This is a genomic window from Pseudomonas sp. Z1-12 (genome assembly GCF_051132015.1).
GTDB lineage: Bacteria > Pseudomonadota > Gammaproteobacteria > Pseudomonadales > Pseudomonadaceae > Aquipseudomonas > Aquipseudomonas zanjanensis.
Genome location: NZ_CP071647.1, coordinates 5,151,687 through 5,169,426 on the forward strand (window position 1 = coordinate 5,151,687; position 17,740 = coordinate 5,169,426).

The 17,740-nt window shown below is 61.3% G+C and carries 9 protein-coding genes; all 9 read right to left on the bottom strand.

Annotation, left to right across the window (positions count from 1 at the left end; translation table 11 throughout):
* Nucleotides 1–24: 24 nt before the first annotated feature.
* On the bottom strand, nucleotides 25–1,386 hold the full coding sequence (locus J3P85_RS22320; protein ID WP_434703541.1) for an MFS transporter: 1,362 nt from the start codon (nucleotides 1,384–1,386) through the stop codon (nucleotides 25–27).
* 70 nt (nucleotides 1,387–1,456) lie between these two features.
* Nucleotides 1,457–2,698 (bottom strand): glutamine synthetase family protein, encoded by a 1,242-nt coding sequence (locus J3P85_RS22325; RefSeq protein WP_434706416.1) that lies wholly within the window; start codon nucleotides 2,696–2,698, stop codon nucleotides 1,457–1,459.
* Nucleotides 2,699–3,025: 327 nt separating this feature from the next.
* Complete coding sequence (locus tag J3P85_RS22330; RefSeq protein WP_024619400.1) at nucleotides 3,026–3,718, bottom strand: sensor histidine kinase; 693 nt, start codon at nucleotides 3,716–3,718, stop codon at nucleotides 3,026–3,028.
* The gene (locus J3P85_RS22335; RefSeq protein ID WP_186707053.1) at nucleotides 3,711–5,318 is read right to left on the bottom strand and encodes a tetratricopeptide repeat-containing response regulator; all 1,608 of its coding nucleotides are present in this window, start codon (nucleotides 5,316–5,318) and stop codon (nucleotides 3,711–3,713) included. The genes J3P85_RS22330 and J3P85_RS22335 overlap by 8 nt, the downstream gene beginning before the upstream one ends.
* A 732-nt stretch (nucleotides 5,319–6,050) precedes the next feature.
* On the bottom strand, nucleotides 6,051–6,920 hold the full coding sequence (locus J3P85_RS22340) for a hypothetical protein (protein WP_434703542.1): 870 nt from the start codon (nucleotides 6,918–6,920) through the stop codon (nucleotides 6,051–6,053).
* A gap of 53 nt (nucleotides 6,921–6,973) precedes the next feature.
* Nucleotides 6,974–7,588, bottom strand: a complete 615-nt coding sequence (locus tag J3P85_RS22345; RefSeq protein WP_434703543.1) for a GAD-like domain-containing protein — start codon at nucleotides 7,586–7,588, stop codon at nucleotides 6,974–6,976.
* A 143-nt stretch (nucleotides 7,589–7,731) separates the two neighbouring features.
* Entirely contained in the window at nucleotides 7,732–8,088 is a 357-nt protein-coding gene (locus tag J3P85_RS22350) for a hypothetical protein (protein WP_434703544.1), read from the bottom strand.
* Nucleotides 8,085–17,168 carry a hemagglutinin repeat-containing protein gene (locus J3P85_RS22355; RefSeq protein ID WP_434703545.1) on the bottom strand — a complete coding sequence of 3,028 codons (9,084 nt, stop codon included), beginning with the start codon at nucleotides 17,166–17,168 and terminating at the stop codon, nucleotides 8,085–8,087. Before J3P85_RS22355 ends, J3P85_RS22350 begins: the two co-directional genes overlap by 4 nt.
* Nucleotides 17,169–17,213: 45 nt before the next feature.
* Entirely contained in the window at nucleotides 17,214–17,732 is a 519-nt protein-coding gene (locus J3P85_RS22360; RefSeq protein WP_109753925.1) for a toxin-activating lysine-acyltransferase, read from the bottom strand.
* Nucleotides 17,733–17,740 lie beyond the last annotated feature (8 nt).

Genomic DNA, 17,740 nt, shown 5'->3' on the forward strand with positions numbered 1-17,740 from the left:
ACACTGGCTCTCCAGCGTTCAAGTTCAAGGCCTGGCCTGGGTAAAGCTGGGAGCTTCAGGATCCTCAGCCTCAGCCTTGTCCGCCGTCTCGGCGGCTGGCTCAGGCTCCCCGTCCGGATTGGGCGATGTCTGCATCTGCTCCTGAACGACCTGCTCGTCGACCCGTGGATCAAGGCACGCCACCAAGGGCGAGCTGGTCATGTTGTCCGGCATGGCCACATGGTGCAGCGGCGCATCATCGACCTGATGCAGATTGGTGACCGCTTTCGGCCGAATCCGCCACACGAGCACCAACGCAAACAAAGCGAAGAAGCCATACAGCATCTGGCTGCCGTACAGCTTCATCAGCACGCCGGCCACCAATGGGCCGATACTGGCGCCCACGCCGTAGGTCACTAACAGCATCGCCGTGAGCGACACCCGGCGATCGCCCTCGACGTGGTCGTTGGAAAACGCCACCGCCAGCGGGTACAGGCAAAACTGCACCAACGAACAGCAGAACCCCGCGACGAACAATATTTCCAGCGGCACCTTCGACAAGATGGCCAGCGGCAATGCACACACCGCCAGGGCCAGAGCGAAGCAGCGGATCAACAGTGCCCGGTCATAACGATCCGATAGCCAGCCCAGCGGCCACTGCACCAACAGGCCGGCAAAGATGCAGCTACCCATGAACAGGCCGACCTGTTCGGTGCTCAGGCCCTGCTGGGAGGCGTAGAGCGGCGCCAGGCCGTAGAAGGAACCGACGATCAGCCCCGAGCCCAACACCGTGGTCAAAGACTGTGGCACGCGTTTTATAAAGAAACGCGGCTCCATCGGTGCCGGATGCAGCGGTGCCGGGTGAATCCGCCGGGTCAGCGCCACCGGCACCAGGCACAGGGCGAAACACAACGCCACCAGCATCAGCAGTTCCAGGCCCAGGGCCGGGTGCATGACCAGGATCAACTGCCCCAGCACCAACCCCAGGTACGAGGCGATCATGTAGCCGCTGAACACCACCCCGCGCTGCTTGGCGTCGGCCTGTTCGTTGAGCCAGCTCTCGATGACCATGTACTGGCACATCATGCCGAGGCCAACGATCATCCGCAGCACGATCCAGGCCGGCAGCCAGTTCACCAGGCCATGGCCCAGCACCGCCGCCCCGACGATCCCGGCACAGGCCGAGTAGGCGCGGATGTGTCCGACGCGGGCGATCAGCCGGTGACCGATCTTGCCGCCCAGCACCAGGCCGAAATAGTTGGCGGCCATCAGCGCACCGACCCAGAGGCTGTCCACATGGTCGGCGGCCAGGCGCAAGGCCAGGTAAGTACTCAAGAGGCCCGAGCCGATCAACATCATCAGCGAGGCGAAATAAAGCGCTCGAAAAGGTTTCCAGATTTGGCGCATCGGCGTTCCGAGCGGCTCCTTGAGGTGAGTAAGGGCTATCCGTTGAAGATAGCCCGAATGCGACGGTTCGTTAGGCCTGGGCCGCGAGGACACGCCGCTCCCAGGGCGTGATTTCGTCAAAGAAACTGGTCAGTTCCAGGGTCTTGGAGGCGATGTAGCCTTCGATGAACTCCGTGCCGAACAGTTCCTTCGCCAGATGACTACGCTTCAGACGCTCCAGGGCGGCATGCAAGGTACATGGCAGCGATAGATTATCTGGCACTTCGAATTCGCCCTGGATCGCCGCGCTCGGCTCCAGGCGATGTTCGATCCCATACAGCCCGGCGGCCAGGCTGGCGGCAATCGCCAGGTAGGGGTTGGCATCCGCCCCGGGCAAGCGGTTCTCGACCCGTCGGGCCACCGGCGAACTGGCGGGAATCCGCAACCCGGCCGAACGGTTGTCATGGGACCAACACGCATTGTTCGGCGAAGCGAACGGATGGCACAGGCGTTGGTAGGAATTCACGTTCGGCGCGAACAAGGAGGTGAAGTCCGCCAGGCACGCCTGTTGCCCACCGATGAAATGCCGGAACGTGGCTGTCGGTTCGCCCGCTTCGTCGCTGAACACGTTGCGGCCGCTGTCCGCCTCGACGACGCTCTGGTGGATATGCATCGAGCTGCCCGGCGTGTGGGCCAGGGGCTTGGCCATGCAGACCACGGTCAAGCCGTGCTTGAGCGCCACTTCCTTGAGCAGGTGCTTGAACAGGAAGGTCTGGTCGGCCAGCAACAAAGGGTCGCCGTGCAGCAGATTGATCTCGAACTGGCTTACGCCCATTTCATGCATGAATGTGTCGCGAGGCAGGCCCAGCGCCGCCATGCAGGCATAGACTTCGCTGAAGAACGGGCGCAGGCCATTGTTGGAACTGATGCTGAACGCCGATTGGCCGTCTTCGCGACGTCCATCCAGGCCCATCGGCGGCTGGAACGGTTGGGTCGGGTCCGGGTTGGGGGCGAACACGAAAAATTCCAGCTCGGTCGCTACCACCGGTGCCAGGCCAAGGGCCGCATAACGCGCGACAACTGCCTTGAGCTGGCCGCGTGTCGAGAGCCGGGAGCTTTCACCGGTCAGTTCGTCGGCGTCACAGATCGCCAGGGCACGGGGCTGTTGGCTCCAGGGCAGGCGGTGGATCTGTTTCGGATCGGCCACCAGCGCCAGGTCGCCGTCATCGCTGCCGTAGAAGCGCGACGGCGGATAACCGCCCATGATGCATTGCAGCAGCACGCCCCGCGCCAACTGCAACCGTCGGCCTTCGAAGAACCCCTCGGCGGTCATCACCTTGCCCCGCGGCACGCCATTCAAATCCGGCGTGACACATTCAATCTCATCAATGCCCGTCAGTCGCTGCGCGAGTGAACGCTGGCCATCGGTTGTCATGACGCAATCCTTGTTATGTGCGAGCCGCGAACGGCAACCCGTACAAAATAGGCTCCGGCTGTTCGGAATATCAAGCACCCGGAGGCAATTAAAATCTTATGCAATACGACTGTGGGAGCGAGCTTGCTCGCGATGGCGTCGGCTCAGCCAATATCGAGTTGGCTGATACATCGCTATCGCGAGCAAGCTCGCTCCCACAGGGGATTTGTGTTGGTAATGCTTTTTTCAGGGCAGATAAAGCCGGAACACCCCACCACCCAACACACCGCCATTGGCAATCTCGGTCCGCCCGCTCACGCCGCCGCGCTGGTGCAACCCGGCGATCCGCGCGGCGAAGTACAGGCCCAGCCCGGTGCTGCCGCTGCTGTGGTTGATGCCCTGCACATACTCGGCCTGACGCTCGATCATCTCTGGCGGGTAACCCTCGCCGTCGTCGTTGATGGTCAGCACCAGTTGCCCGGCTTCATCACTCACACTGATCAACAGTGCCTGGCGCGCATGGCGAATGGCGTTGTTGATGCAGTTGTCGAGCACCGATGCCACCAGCTCGCGGTCAAAAAAGCCCAACGGGCTCAGCGGATCGACGTCATAGGTGACCATGATCCCACGGCTGCGGAACACATCCTGATGGCCGGCCAGTTGCGCCTCGATGAAGTCATCCAGCTCATGGTAGGCCGGGTGCAACGGCAACTGGTTGACGCCGAGCTTGTACAACCCCAGCAACTGCACCATGAGGCCGTTGAGATGGGCGAACTCGAACTCGATGACACCCTGCTCCGAGGTCTGTCGCTCGGATTCGGGCAAGCGCTCGAGCCATTGCCCATGCGCCTGCATGAGCAAGGTCAGGGAGTTTTTCATGTCATGCACGGTCGACGCGATCACCGTGGAGAAATCGAGTGCCTGTTCGCTGTCATTCATCGCCAAATGCCTTGCTTCGCAGTTTTTGATAGCGCGCAAAACGCGCATCGGTATCGGGCATCATGCCCACCAGTTTCAGGCAGGCGCGGCATTCCTGCAGCAGTTCCGACTCCACAGTGGTGTCGGTGCCATGCAGCAGCGATTGCGCCATGTTCAGGGCAATACTGATGTTCTTCGGTTGCATCTTCAGGGCGCGGCGGAACAGCTCTCGCGCCTCTGGCAATGCGCCAGTCTTGTAGACCCGCACGCCTTCGCGGTTCAACTCGGCGGCGGCATTGCCCTGGTTGAGGATGTTCGGGTCGTCGGTGAGCTTGGCGATGCCTTGCATCACCGTCGGGTCATCACCGTAGATCTCCGCGCAGTTCTTGAGCATCGACTCGCCGGCGCTGGTCTGGCCGAGCATTTGCAACTGTTTGGCCACCAGCAACGCGGCCTCGGCGCTCATGAACTGCTCCATGCCATCGAGGCGCTGCAAGGCCTGTTCGGTGAGCTTTTCGGCGGTTTCCGCATCGTTGAGCAACAGGCTCGTAGCCTTCATCAACCGCGCCCGGACCTGCAACCCGGGGTCGTTGAGGTTCTCCTTCGCCACGGCGCTGAGGGTCGTGTTGATCTCCAGCCGCGTCCGGGTGTCGAGGCCTTTTTCGCTGCCCTTGCTGATCAGCGCATGGGCCAGGCCGAGGTTGCTTTCCGGATCCTTGAAGCGCGACTGCGCGCCCTGCCCGACCGCTTGGCGATAGGCTCGGGACGCCGTGTCGAAGTCTTCGTTGGTCATCGCCAGCTTGCCCAGCAACGACTGGCGGCGCACCGCCAGCGGCGACAGGCGCACTGCCTCTTCCAGCACGTGCTGCGCCTGCTTGGTGTCGCCTTCGGCCATCAACACTTCGGCCATGCCGTCGTACAACGCCGGCATCATCGGAAAGACTTTCAGGGCTTTTTCATAAACGGCCTTGGCCTGCGTCACCTGGCCGCGCTTGAACATCAACTTGCCCAACCCCGCGTAGGCCCACGGCAACGGGCGATCGGCGATGATCGAGTTGTACAGCCGCTCCAGGGCCTCGTTCTGATTCAGGTCGCGCAACGCATCGGCGCGATAACGCAGGCACAACGGCCCGTAGCGCGGGTCCTGCTTGCACAGGGCGATGCAAGCATTGAGCACTTCCATCGGCTTGCCACGGTCGAGGGCTTGCAGGATCGGCTTGAGCAGGGTCTTGCGCTGCTCGAGCCGCTCCAGCCGCTGGGCCAGGCCGGAGCGGTTGAACGGTTTGGTCAGGTATGCATCCGGCTCGTGCTCCAGGGCACTGAGCACCATCGCCTGACTGGTCTCGGCGGTCACCATGAGGAAGACACTTTCATGGCTGATCAACTTCTCGACCATCAGGTCTTCCAGCACCTGCTGGCCATTCTTGCGCCCATCGCCCAGGTGATAGTCCTGCAGGATGAAGTCATAGCGCTTCTGCGAGCACATGCGCAGCGCCACTTCACCGGTGTCGGCGGTGTCCACGTCCTTGACGCCCAACTCACGCAGCATGGAGCGGATCGAACTGCGGAAATCCGAGAAATCATCGACGATCAAAAAGCTTTTTTGGTGGTACGCCAGCATCGAGGATGTCCAGGCAAGTAAAAAAATAACCCAATGGCATAACAACGAAACGCCGTGTCACAACCCCGAGGCGCGCAGATGATAGTCACCAGCCAGCAACGTTCAAGGGATTTCAGCAATCGCTTGGCCTGGCTGTGTCGTGACGCACATTGCGAGCCGAAACGCAGGAAACAACCGGGCTCATCAGGTTATCGGCAGGCGATGGCGTTCCGTTAAGGAGAAGGTGTGGGAGAAACCGAGTGCAGACGACTGGCTGAACACCCGTGGCGAGGGAGCTTGCTCCCGCTGGGCCGCGCAGCGGACCTGTTTGCTTGGCGGCTGCTGCGCAACCGAGCGGGAGCAAGCTCCCTCGCCACGATCAGCCGATAACCTCACCCTCGCCATTCACGCCCTCGAATAACATTCCAGAGAGGTCCGCTCGCTCCAGCCGAAGCTTCACCTCCTCGCTAACGATCAATGCAATACAGTCCTGGCTTTTTCGCTCAGGATCGGCACAGAGGCATATCCAGCCAAGGAAAAATCCAGGTTCACACCTTCCTCACGTACCTCAAGGGCGTAGGTACACGGCTCCATGTACTCAGAAAGGGGGGTTGATGAAGAGCCAGTTGTTGCAGTGTTTGATATCGCCCAAATACCAGCGCTCAGGAAACCGCACGTCTTCCCGCAATAAGTAATACTTCATTCAGCTCACCGCATGTCATTACTTAACTGAAAAAAGGGTCGCGCCTGCGTCTAAAGCCCGAAGAAACGCTCGTAGGCCGTTTCCACCCGGACAGCAAGTTGATCAGGAACGGTGACCAGGTTTTCTAGCGCAGCTGTCTTTGCGGACAACAACGGACTCGACACCGATGGAGCAGTCAAACCCAGTTGCTGTCGGACCTGGAAAATCGCGTGGATCTCTAAAGGCAACAGATCGAAAGGCGCATGCTTGAACTCAGGATCCCAGGCCCCACCGTTGTCCTCAGCGTTGGATAAGTGATATCGACAAAGCGCTTCCAACGCATCAGCTAGCCCTTGCTCATTTGTCCATTCGTCTATCACGTTTTGATAAATGCCCAGATCCATCGACTTGATGTCCGGAAGCGCAGCACCTTGCGAATAGACTGAATAAAGCCAGAGCATGAAAGGTTCAAATCGACGCCGTTCAAGATAGCTCGAATCGACGGCGCCTTTGACGGACAACATTCCGGCAAGCACATCGGCCACGGATGCAGCCAGATCACGACGATCAACCGCTATCAACCCGGCCAGCAAGCACCCAGCAATGCTCAACTGGTTAGTCAGGTTGGGGACGGTTTGGATGCCTTGAAGAAAACTCGTTTTGGAGAAAGCCTTGGCCTTGAGCATCAGCGCCCAATAACGGTACATCATCGAGCGCGAGACGTATTCCCAGCCAGAAGCCTCTCCGTCACTGATCGCGACTTCGCCTCGAATGCCGTAATAAGTCGCCAGCATCCCCAACGAGTCAGCCACATTGTCCAATCCGCTAAATGAGTCGCTGGCCAGATCCTCATCGATAAAATCAAGCTCTTGAGCCGTCAGGCCTTCCGACCGTGACAGCCAGCGCCGGTGTTGGTGAAGCCGGACGTTGATTTCATCCATTTCGATATGCTCCTTTTACACCAGTACAACGCCCTTCCGCTTACTGTGCCCACTCAGGAACGCATCTGTCGAAGGCTCGTTAAGTGAACCTCTAAATTGCACTTAACCAACTGATCCAGCGAAGCCGCCCCTCCAACAAACAATGCTGGCTCAAAACCGTAGACCTCATGCTCGTCAAGTGCACCTAACTTTTCCAGGGCTCGCTCAAATAAAAACTCACCTTGACTATCCTCCAGATCATAACGTTCCTTATCAGACATAGCGAAAAATGTCTGAATCGCTAGATCCGGGTTTTTATTAGGTACATTCAGCTTGTTCGTCAACGCGACGATAGACCCCGTCGGACATGAAACAACAATTTTCTGATTGTATTTCTCGCCCCAAGCATAGAGAGTCCCGAACGCGCTCCTTGCGATAACGTGGTAATTATCTATCTGTGGAAATTCAGTACCCGCGAGCCACATATCGAGCATATGCTTATAATCATCCGGGTTCACTGTCCAGAAAAGACCATTGGCATACCCACACCAACCTTCTTTCTGCCAATAGGTGAGCAACGCGTCCGGCAGTACCCCCCGATATTTCGCAATCTGGGAATCAAGCACCGGTCGATGTGATGTAGCCTCACCCATTACACCAATGAAGCACTCAAAATCTTCGTCCCGCACCTCCGTGTGATCTCCCGTTGGCAGCTCGAATATATTTTTGACCTATCCACTGCCTTCACAGAAGGCACACCAGTCGGACAACAAAGACTTCACGTCTACTTCCCGCCGTTTTTGGTGAAAGCCACAATAAATCCGCGCAACTATCACTCTTCGTCCCAGAAGTCCCCTGGTGGGGCATATTCACCATCCCTCAAGATAGCGCACCAACCAAAACTCCTATAAAACATCTCAAGATCAATTATTTCATAAACCCCATCCCCAACATCCTTCAGGGTAATCAAACCAGACGCATGATGCGTGTACTGCCCCCCCGCCCCTGCAACAGCTCTTAACTCCAATTCTTTCCGATCCCACTCCAACACTACTCCAGACGATTCGGGAATAGTCTCAGCAAAAAAAACCTCAAACTCGCTGGCTATCTTGCATACACAGGGAATCCGTTCCTGTCGGAGCAGCTCATCCGTAACTAAATTTTTGGGAAATTCAATTTTCAACTTCATTGCAACGCACTCCGAGGCACAACAACCTCACCTGAAAAATTTTTCTCAAAGGTAGTAACAGGACTAAAATACTGACTGCCATGCGGATCACGAATGGCAACAACTGGGATATTATTTTTTATTGTAACTCCATCCACGACAACAAAGTGCGAGAAATCAGAGCCTCCGGACTTATCAAAAATACGAACAACCACTGGAGTCCCCTTTGAAGTATATCTAGCCAAGTCAGCAACATTCCTACTCCCAAAGGCACTTGCAGGCACACCTTCAGAGTTCATCAGAATAGCAACATCTCGAGCGAAAATCCCTTTTTCAGAAGGAGGAAGTCTCTCGATAAGAGCAGCTATATCAACGTTTTTGCCCAACGTATCCAAGACCATACCGCAAGAGTTGTGACCGCAAGTAGGTACAGATCCCTGATTCACAGTTAGACGATCACCGTTTCTCGGTATCGCATCATCAAGCAACGGATTTTTGGCTCCCGCGCCAGCAATCTCTCCAGCTTTCGCGAGCTTTTCAAGCCTGGCCATATCGGCCATTTTTTCAAGCCCTTCCGCCCCCACCTTGATCCCGGCTTTCGCCAACGCCACCCCACCCTTGGCCGCCCCACCAACACCCGTAGCGATGCTGCCAACCTGCCAGACGAGTTCGCCAATGTCCTGCCCCAGTTGCACGGCGCGATCATCACCACCGTTTTCCAATGCGTCTTTAACGCGGTCAAGTTTGGCGTTGAGTTCGTTGACCACGCCATCGCCGAACTGCTTGCGGGCCTCTGGGTCGTTGACCAGGGCTTTTAGGCCGTTGATTCCGTCAACCGGGTGTAGGAGGAATTGCGCCAAGCCTTCGACATCGCTCCAACCCGCCTGCGCCAAACCTTTGCCCACGCCGAAGCGGGTCAGGACGTCTTGTTTCTTGTGGATGTACGCCCACTTGGCGATCACCTGCGCTTTGGCCCCGAGACCGTCAGCCGCGCTGTACTCCTTCTCCGCCTGAACCAGCTGCTGAGTCGCCAGCCAGTTGTTGTCCACCGCGGCACCGGCCGCGCTGTTGGCGGTAGCCGGGTCGAGCGAGGAACTGGTGGCGGCCAGCCCGGTGACAATGCTGACGATCAGGTTGCGCTTGGCCTCACGCTGGGATTCGCTTTCATCGGGGCTGGCTTCCGAGAACAGGCCGGTGAGCAGGCTCGACGCCGCCGCGCCCGCGGCACCACTGCCACAGCTCTGGCTGCTGGCGGCGGCGCCCGCACAGGCGACCACGCCGTGCAGGGCGGCGTGCAGTGGCGAGCCTTCGGTGAGTTTGCCGTCCGCCACCAGGTCGCCGATGTAGCCGGCGCCCTGCTGCTGCAGGTAGTTGACCACCAACCCTTGGACGAACGCACTGTTGCCGCCACTGATGTTGCCGCTGGCCGCGCCCACCAGGGCGGTGGTGATCTGCCGGTAGGTGCCGCCCGCGCCCCACTTGTCGGCAATGCCGCTGGCTTCGGCATTCAGGCGCTGAGCGCTGCCGAGCAGCGCCAAGCGTTCGCTGTCGGTGAGTTTGGCGTTGGGGTCCAGGGCCGCAGCCTGAGCTTTCTCGGCCTGTTTGCGCTTGAGGTCGACTTCCTTGGCCTTGTTGGCAAGCAAGGTGCTGGCTTCGTTGGAGAACGCCCCGACGATCTCGAAACCGGCACGGATTTCGTCTTCGTCGAAGATCGGCTTGAGGGTGTTGGTGGTGTCGCGGTCGCTGGAAACATCGCGGTTGAGGCTGGCGACGGTTTGTTCGCCATTCTGGCCGGTGCGTTTCTGTTGCTCGGCGTCGTTGCTGATGACGATGGTGCCGCCACTGATGCCGCTGCGGGTGATGCTGCTGGCGTCGTCGCTGGCACTGATGGCGATCGGCATGGTGGCGCTGAGGTCGTTGTCGTTCTTCGGCAGGTCGGTGCCCGGGGTTTGCGTGCCGCCGCTGGTGGCGTTGCCCTGCTGGTCCTTGCCGACTTCGCGATAGCCACCACCGACGCTGACGGTGCTGGCGTCGTACTCGGCTTTGTTCTTGATGTCGCGGCTGGTGAGGCTGGCGGTGACCAGGCGATTCTTGCCGTCCTGCACGGCCTTGTCGCTGCTGGCGATGACAGCGCCGACCAGGTCGGTGTTGCCCCCCACGCGAATGTCAAAGCCGTCGTCCCCGGCCTTGATGCCCGATTGCTCGGTCACGCTGGCGTAGTTGGAATCGATATCCGTGGCACCGAAGCTGCCGCTGACGCCGTTGACCGAACTCATGCCGTAGCAGAACGGCGGAATGCACAGGCTGATGCCAACGCCCAGGCTCTTCTCATCGACCACGTAGGTGTTGGTGTCTTGCAGGCTTTCGATGTTCAGGTCGCCGCCGATATCGGCCAACACTCGCTTGCCGCTGGCCACCGCGCCTATGAGGTTGGTGTCACCGCCCGAGGACAGCAGCAACTGGTTGCCCGCCTGAACATGGGTGTTGGTGTGGGTGAGGCCATCGCCATCCGCCTGGCCGCGAGTGCCGGATGCCCCCAGGTCCAGGGTGAAACCGTTGCGAGCACCGAGGGAGAAGCCGATGCCGATGCTCGCGCTGCTGCCTTTGCTGTCGGTTTCCTGTTTGTCGATATTGCGCGCGGCGAGCAGGTTGATGTCACCGTCCGCCAACAGGCTGGCGTTGCGGCCGGCCTTGATATCGCTGCCTTGTACGGTGATGTTGCTGGCGGCACCCGCGCCCGTGGCGCGCAGGCGAACGTCGTTGCCGGCGGTCATGGTCGAGCCCGCTGCGCTGTCGCTGGTGTAGGTGGTGGTGCTTTCGTTCTTCTTGGTGCCCAGGGACAGGCTGATGTTGATCCCGCCCGCCGCGCCCGGGTCCATCGCCACGGCGGTGGCGGCATTGTTGGTCGCCAGTACGGCGGTGGCGGCGGCCAGGGCCTTCATGCGACCGTCGTCGGTTTTCTCCGATGCCCGTTTCATTTGCTGGGACGTCTGGATTGCGCTGATCACCGGGTTGGTCACGGTGAGGGTGAACCCGGTCTGCTTGAACAGGGTTTCACGCTCGCGCTCGCGGGTGTTGCGTGCCTCGACGACGTCGATGGTCTGCGCCGTGACGTCGATGTTGCCTTGTGGCGCCGACACCTGGCTGCCCACTTGGCGGTAGCCCTTGCCCGCTTCGATCAGCACATCACCGGTGGTCGAGCCGACCGTGCTCGCCACGGCCGTGTGCTCGGTGGTGAGGTCCTTGACGCTCTGTTGCTGGGTCCCCATGGTCACGGCGATGCCGCCGCCGCTGAACAGGCCGCTTTTCTTCACGGACTTGTCATGGCGTTCGCTGCTGCTGGCGGTGTCGGCTTCGATGTTGACGTTGTTGTCCGCCACCAGCACCGTCTGGGTCGTGGACACCACGTTGCTACCCTTCAGGTTGATGTCACGACCGGCCTGCACATAGGTCTGCTCGCCGCTGAGGGTGGAGCCTTCGACCGAGGTCTGGCTGATGGTGTCGCGGGTGGTGGTGGTCTTGCTGGAGAACATCCCGTTGCTGCCCTTGACCTTGTGGGCTTCATCGGCGAACTGGTAGTTCTGGCCGGCGGTCAGGTTGACGTCGCGCTTGGCCTCGGCAAACACCGCGCCTTGCTCGCTGGTGACCTGGGCGGCGCGGGCGTTGAGGTCTTGGCCGGCGCTCAGGCGCACGTCGCCCTGCCCTTGGATCTGGGAGCCGACTTCGGTCTGGCTGGCATCCTTGCGCCAGTTGCTGCTGTTCCAGGCCAGCGCTTGCTCGTGGGCTTCGCCGACGGTGGCCAGGTTGATGTTCTTGCCCGCCTCCAGCAAGGTACTGCCGCCCTTGCCGGCATTGACCACCTGGGCCCCGGTGAGGTTGAGGTCGTTGCCGGCACTCACGCCCATCGTGCCTTGGGCGCCGCTGACGAACAGCCCGGCCACCCGCGACAGGTTGGTGCGGGTGCCTTGGGCGCTGCTGCTGTCCCGGCTGCTGGAGACGACGTTGATGTCCTGCCCGGCCTTGAGCGACAGGCTGTCCACGGCACCGATCAGGCCGCCAAGGTTGTTGAGGTTTTCCCGCGCGGTGAGCGATGCCTTGTCGGCCTGGATGCGCCCGCCGAGGTTCTCGATGTTCTGCGCGGTGATCGCCATGACACTGCGCCCGGCCAGGCTGCCACTGTTGACCAGGTCGCCAGCGATGTTCAGGTTCAACTGCTGCCCGGCAATCAGGGCACCGGAGCCGTTGAGGTCGCCCTCCTGGACCCGTACGTACACTTGCGGCACCAGCACGTTGCGGGTGTCGCCGTTGGCCAGGGTGACCTGCTTCTGAACCAGCCAGACGATGTCACTGGTCAACTGGGCCATCTGCGCGGAGGTCAGGGCCACGCCGGGCACCAGTTGCCATTGGCTGGCGACGGTCACGGCGTTGTCGATCAGGGCACGGTACTGCGCTTCGTCATTGGCGTAGCCGTCGAGGAAACGGCGGCCGGTGAGTTGCGCGATCTGTTCACGAATCAATTTCTGTTCGTAGAAGCCGTCGCCCAGGCGTTGTTGCGTCAGTGCCGGGTCGACTTGCAGGCGCTGCAGCATGTAGTCCGATGACAGCCAGGTGCGGTAGCTGGCAAAACGCGGATCGGTTTCGATCAGGTAGCTGCTGGTGTTCTGGGGATTAGTGGTGAACAGGCTGTTGTTCGGCAATGCCAGGGAGGGCCCGCCGCTGCGGATCTGCTCGGCCACGCCCTTGCTGTTCAGGGTGGTCTGGGCCGCGACCTGAACGATGGGCGCCACTTGAAAGGTCCTTTCGACCGGAGCGCTGACCGTGCCCGTGGCGGCGATCTGTTCGCCGACGCCCTGTGTGGCGCGGGCGCTGATCTGGGTGCCGGTGCCGTTGCCAGCGGCGTTCTGGGCGAACACGGTCGGTTGCAGACTGATGTCCTGGATCAACGGGGCAGGCGTGTAGGCCGTGACGGCTGTTCCCTGACGGTCCCGGCCCTTGCGCTGGATGCGATAGAAGCTCGTTGCCGTGCCGCTGTCGGTGGTGGTGCGCTGGCCGGTCAGTTCGGTGTTGGTCAGGCTGGTAATGTTGGCCTGCAACAACCCACCGGCAATGATGCGGCTCTTGTCGTTGAGGACATCCCCTGCATTGATCTGCATCGTCCCGCCCGAGAGGATCTGCGCCGGTGCCGAGGTGGCGATCTGGGTTTCCTGGACCACGCGGGTGTAGTCGTAGCGGTTCCAGCTATCTTTGCTCCCCTCAGGCGTGTTGAGGTAATTGACCTCGTCGTGGCTCACGGAAATCTGGTTGCCCTGGTAGCGGTTCGGCGAACCGCTGAGCTGGAATTCCTGCAAGGCGGTGCGGCTGACTTCCACCTGTTGGGTGCTGAAGTGTTCGTTGGTGTTGCGCACGCTTTGCACATCGAGCGACAGGTTGCCGAGGGCCTCGATGGTCGCACTGGCGTTGGTCAACAGTTGGGCCCGGTCCTGGGCTTTGTCAGTGGCGCTCAGCGCACCGCCAATGGCGAGGTCCCCGGCACTGAAGATCATGGCCTGCTCGCGGTTGTCCAGGGTGCCGGTGCCAATGTCTAGCGACTCGCGGGCGGCGATGGTCGCGGCGACGCCATTCTCATCGCGGTTGCTCAGGGCCGAAGTGGCAATCGCCAATCGGTCGCCGTATAGACGTCCCGTGCCCAGGTTATTGAGCGACAGCGCTTGCACACGCACTTGCTGGCCGTCGATCAGGCCACGGTTGGTCAAGCTGTCGTTGACGGTCAGGCGAACCTGGCCGGCGCTGATCTCGCCGTTGGCGGCGTTGTCCAGGGTCTGCGAGTGAACCAGCAGAAGATTGCCCGCCAGCAGTTTCCCGCTGTTGTTGAAAGCCCCTTCGGTGCTCAGGTCAACGTTGCCATTGGCCTGGATCTGTCCACTCAGGCCCAGGCCACTTTGCAGGCTGAACGTCAGGTCGCCCAGGCTCAGGGCTCGGCCGCTGCCCGCGTAATAGGCGGCGTTGAGCGACAACAAGCTGCCGGCGAGCAAGGTCCCATTGAGGTTGTGCACCGCCTGGCGACGTTGCGCCGGATCGCGGTCAGTGATGGTCAGGCCGGCCCCCGAGGAAATCAGGCCGCCCTGGTTATCCAGCGCTTGGCTGACGCCGATGGACAATCCTTCGTCGGTGCGCACGGCACCGGCCTGGTTGCCGAAGGTGTCGAGCGCCAGGCTCATGGCGCGGCCTTCGAGGCCCTGGTTGGCGCCTTGGGTGGCGCTGTTGTCGAGCACGTTGGCAGTCACGCCCAGGATTCCACCACTGCGCACCAGTCCGCCCTGGTTGTTGAGCGTCTCGCCCAGCACCAACTGGACATCGCCGAGGCCCTGCAATTGACCGCCGCGGTTATCCACCCGGGCGCCTTCGACCTGTACGCTCTTCTGGCCAACGATCTGGCCGCCGCTGCCGTTGGTCAGGTCGGTGGCCTTGAGCACCAGCGCGCCCTTGGCGCCGAGGAAACCGGTGCTGTTGTTGAGGTGGGCGCTGCGGATTTCCACCGCGTCCTGGCCGCTGATGCCTTGGGTGGTGCCGGACTGGAGGTTGTTCAGCGCCTGGCTGCCGGTGTCGATGAACAGCTTGCCCTTGGCCTGGATCAGGCCCGCGGCGTTGCGCAATTCACCGCTGCGCAGGTCCAGGGTCGCGCCGGCATTCAGCGTGCCTTGGCTGTTGTCCATCAGCAGGCCGTGGCTATTCAGGTCCAAGGCCTGGCCACTGATCACCCCGCCCTGGTTATTCAGGCCCTGGGCCGACAGGGTGATATCGCCCAGCGCTTCAAGGCGTCCGCCGCTGTTGTTCAGCGCATCCGCCGAGACGCTGACCTTGAGCCCGGACTTCACCGAGCCCAGCACGCCATTGGTGTTGTTCAACTGCCCGGCGATGATCTCCATGCGCTGGGTGGCGGCGAGCGTGCCGCCGATATTGTCCAAGCGGTCGAACGTCGCGTGCAGCTCACCGCCGGCACTCACGGTGCCTAGGGTGTTATCCAACGCCTTGCCGCTGACTTTTGTCGTCCCACTGGCGGCCAGCGTCCCGCCGCCGTTATTGACCGCTTCGTCGGCCGTGACGGTCAAGGCACCGTTGTCGGTGGCGAGGACTTTGCCGCCCTGGTTGTTCAGCGTGCCGACCTTCAGTACCACGGCGCCGGGACTGCTGACTTGCCCGGCCTGATTGTCGAAGCGTTCACGGGCGGTGACCTGTAGCGGTTGCGCGCCGGTCTGGAGAATCCGTCCACGCTGGTTTGACAACGTCGTGGTGTCGAGCGTGATCTGTTGGCCTTGGGTCAGGCCATCATCGACCACCACCTCATTAGCCTTGACGTTCAATATGCCATTGCTGGCCAAGGTGCCTTTGCTGCCGGCCAACTGGGTGGCCTGGATATCCAGGGTGCCTTTGCCGGCGTGCTCGACCTTGCCCTTGCTGTTGTCGAGCCGGTCGGCGCCAAGTTTCACATTGGTGGCATTGGAGGCAATCCGGCCGTCGCTGTTGTCGAGCGTGGCGGCTGCCTTGATCGACATGTCGGCGGTGCCGGTCTGTACCAGCTCGCCGCCGGCATTGGAAATATCCCGCGCGCCCATCTGCAGGTTTCCCGCAGTGACCTTGGCCGTATCGGTGCGCAAGGTCTTGGCCGCTTTGGTATTCAGCACTTGGGTCGCATCGACTTGACTGCCCGTGAGGTTGGCATCGCCGGTACTGGCCGTCAGGGTCACATTGCTGCCCAGGGTCTGGCTGCCGCTCAGGTCCAGGTCAGCCGCCTCGACGCTGATATCGCCGCCAGCCAGATTCTGGCCCTGCGCCTTGACCGTGGTGGCCCGTAGCGCGAGGTTGCCACTGCTGCCCAGCTTGCCGTCCGCGCCGACGCCCGCCGCCAGGCTCGAGGCCGTGGTGCTGCGAATGGTCTTGGCGGTCAGCGTGGTGTTGGTCTGGCTGGCAACGGTGCCGCTGTTGTCGATGTCACCGGTGCTGTCGAGCCTCAGGTCGCCCTTGGCGTAGAGCGTGCCGCTGTTTTCAACGCTGGTGGCAGCAACCCGGGTCGCCGTTGCGCTGCTGATGGCGCCCTGGTTTTGCAACTTGCCGTCGGCGCTGATGACCACCTCGCCCGCCATGGCGCCGATCTGCCCGGCGTTGCGCACACCCACGCCGGACTCCGTGCCCACCAGCATGATCTTCCCGGCATACATGCCGCCGAGCTTGGCCACGTCGATGGCAACGGTGGGTTTTTCTCCCTCGGCGCCTGGCAGCGGCGTGGCCTGGGTGTTGTCGGCATTGACCTGATTACGTCCGGCCGTAACCTTCAAGTCGTTGGCCCACACCCCGGCGTTGACCTGTACCGAACGGGCAATCAGATCCGTATAGTCAGCCTCGCGGGCGTCCAGGCCTTTGCCTTCGATGTTGAGGGTCCCGCCCTGCACGGTGTAGCCGGTGATGCGACCGTTCTCCAACTGCGCCCGACCGGTGCTGAGGGTGGCCCGGTCGGCGTTGATGAAACCGCAACCGTTGCAGGTGATACCGGACGGGTTGGCGATCACCACTTCGGCGCGCTGGCCGGCGACTTCGACGTAACCGCGCAATTGGCTGGGATTGCTGGAATTGACTTCGTTGAGGATGACCCGCGCGCTGCCATTGCCCAACATCGGGTTGCCTTCGATCCAACCGCCCAGTTTCGTCTGGCTATTGCGCGCGCCGTTGTTGAGGATTACCCCCCGGCCATCGACGTCGAACTGGTTGTAGGTGTTGCGCGAGACACCGCCAGCGCTAGGCGCGCGGATATTCACCTGCGGCGTGCCGTTGGCGCTTTGTATCACCGTCGGTCGTTGCCCAGCCGGGGCGCCTGGGTCAGCGACGATGGTGCCAGCCCAGCTCGGCGCCACGTTCAAGGACACCAGGCCAATCGCTGTCATCAGGGCAAAGCGCAACGCTCCGAGTGTCGCCGTGCAAGCCGCTGCGCCCGTCGCCGGCCCGGAGCGGGTCCCCGGTGCCTTGACCTGGCTGGTGACGTTCTCGGCCACGACCATCAGCAGTCCACGGGCCTTGTTGAAAACGATTCGGTACAGATGCTTGTTCATAGCAATTCCATTTGCGGAGCCAGCCCGCACGAGCAGTGGTTGGAGTTACGCTTCGATTGCCAGCGGGTGGGCGGCAAACCAGGCCTGGGCCTGTTCGGGAATGACCCCGATGCCTTGGAATGTCTTGACCCGCAGGCCGCGCTCGTCGCCTCGGTGATAGAGGGCGCGGGCGCAGCGATCGATGAAAAGATGACGTTGCAACAAGCGGCTCAATACCGCCGTGTGGCCAAAGGGAGCGACCCAGTCGTTGAGCCAGAGGCGCTCGCCGCTGTTCCAGTCGTCCTGGGTCAGCGCCAACGGCGACTGGCGCAGATAACGTTGCTCCGCCGCCTCGTCGAGGTTGAGCCAGGACAGGTAGAACACCGGCTTGCCGTGTTCGGAGCCGAGCACGAACTGGCGATGCTTGAGGGCCGGCAGCAGCAGCGTTGGCAAGGTGTGCAACGGCGCATCGCGATGGGCCTTGGAGTGCATCCACAACCAGGTGGCGGAGCCGAACACCGCGGCTTCGCTCCAGGGTTCGTCGATCAGGCCGGGGGCGATAATGTCTAGCGTCTCGAACTGCATGGGATCAC

What these genes read in the sequence shown, in the direction of transcription:
- J3P85_RS22355 (WP_434703545.1), bottom strand. Translation starts at nt 17,168, where the DNA reads ATGAACAAGCATCTGTACCGAATCGTTTTCAACAAGGCCCGTGGACTG.
- J3P85_RS22320 (WP_434703541.1), bottom strand. Translation starts at nt 1,386, where the DNA reads ATGCGCCAAATCTGGAAACCTTTTCGAGCGCTTTATTTCGCCTCGCTG.
- J3P85_RS22340 (WP_434703542.1), bottom strand. Translation starts at nt 6,920, where the DNA reads ATGGATGAAATCAACGTCCGGCTTCACCAACACCGGCGCTGGCTGTCA.
- J3P85_RS22325 (WP_434706416.1), bottom strand. Translation starts at nt 2,698, where the DNA reads ATGACCGCCGAGGGGTTCTTCGAAGGCCGACGGTTGCAGTTGGCGCGG.
- J3P85_RS22350 (WP_434703544.1), bottom strand. Translation starts at nt 8,088, where the DNA reads ATGAAGTTGAAAATTGAATTTCCCAAAAATTTAGTTACGGATGAGCTG.
- J3P85_RS22335 (WP_186707053.1), bottom strand. Translation starts at nt 5,318, where the DNA reads ATGCTGGCGTACCACCAAAAAAGCTTTTTGATCGTCGATGATTTCTCG.
- J3P85_RS22360 (WP_109753925.1), bottom strand. Translation starts at nt 17,732, where the DNA reads ATGCAGTTCGAGACGCTAGACATTATCGCCCCCGGCCTGATCGACGAA.
- J3P85_RS22330 (WP_024619400.1), bottom strand. Translation starts at nt 3,718, where the DNA reads ATGAATGACAGCGAACAGGCACTCGATTTCTCCACGGTGATCGCGTCG.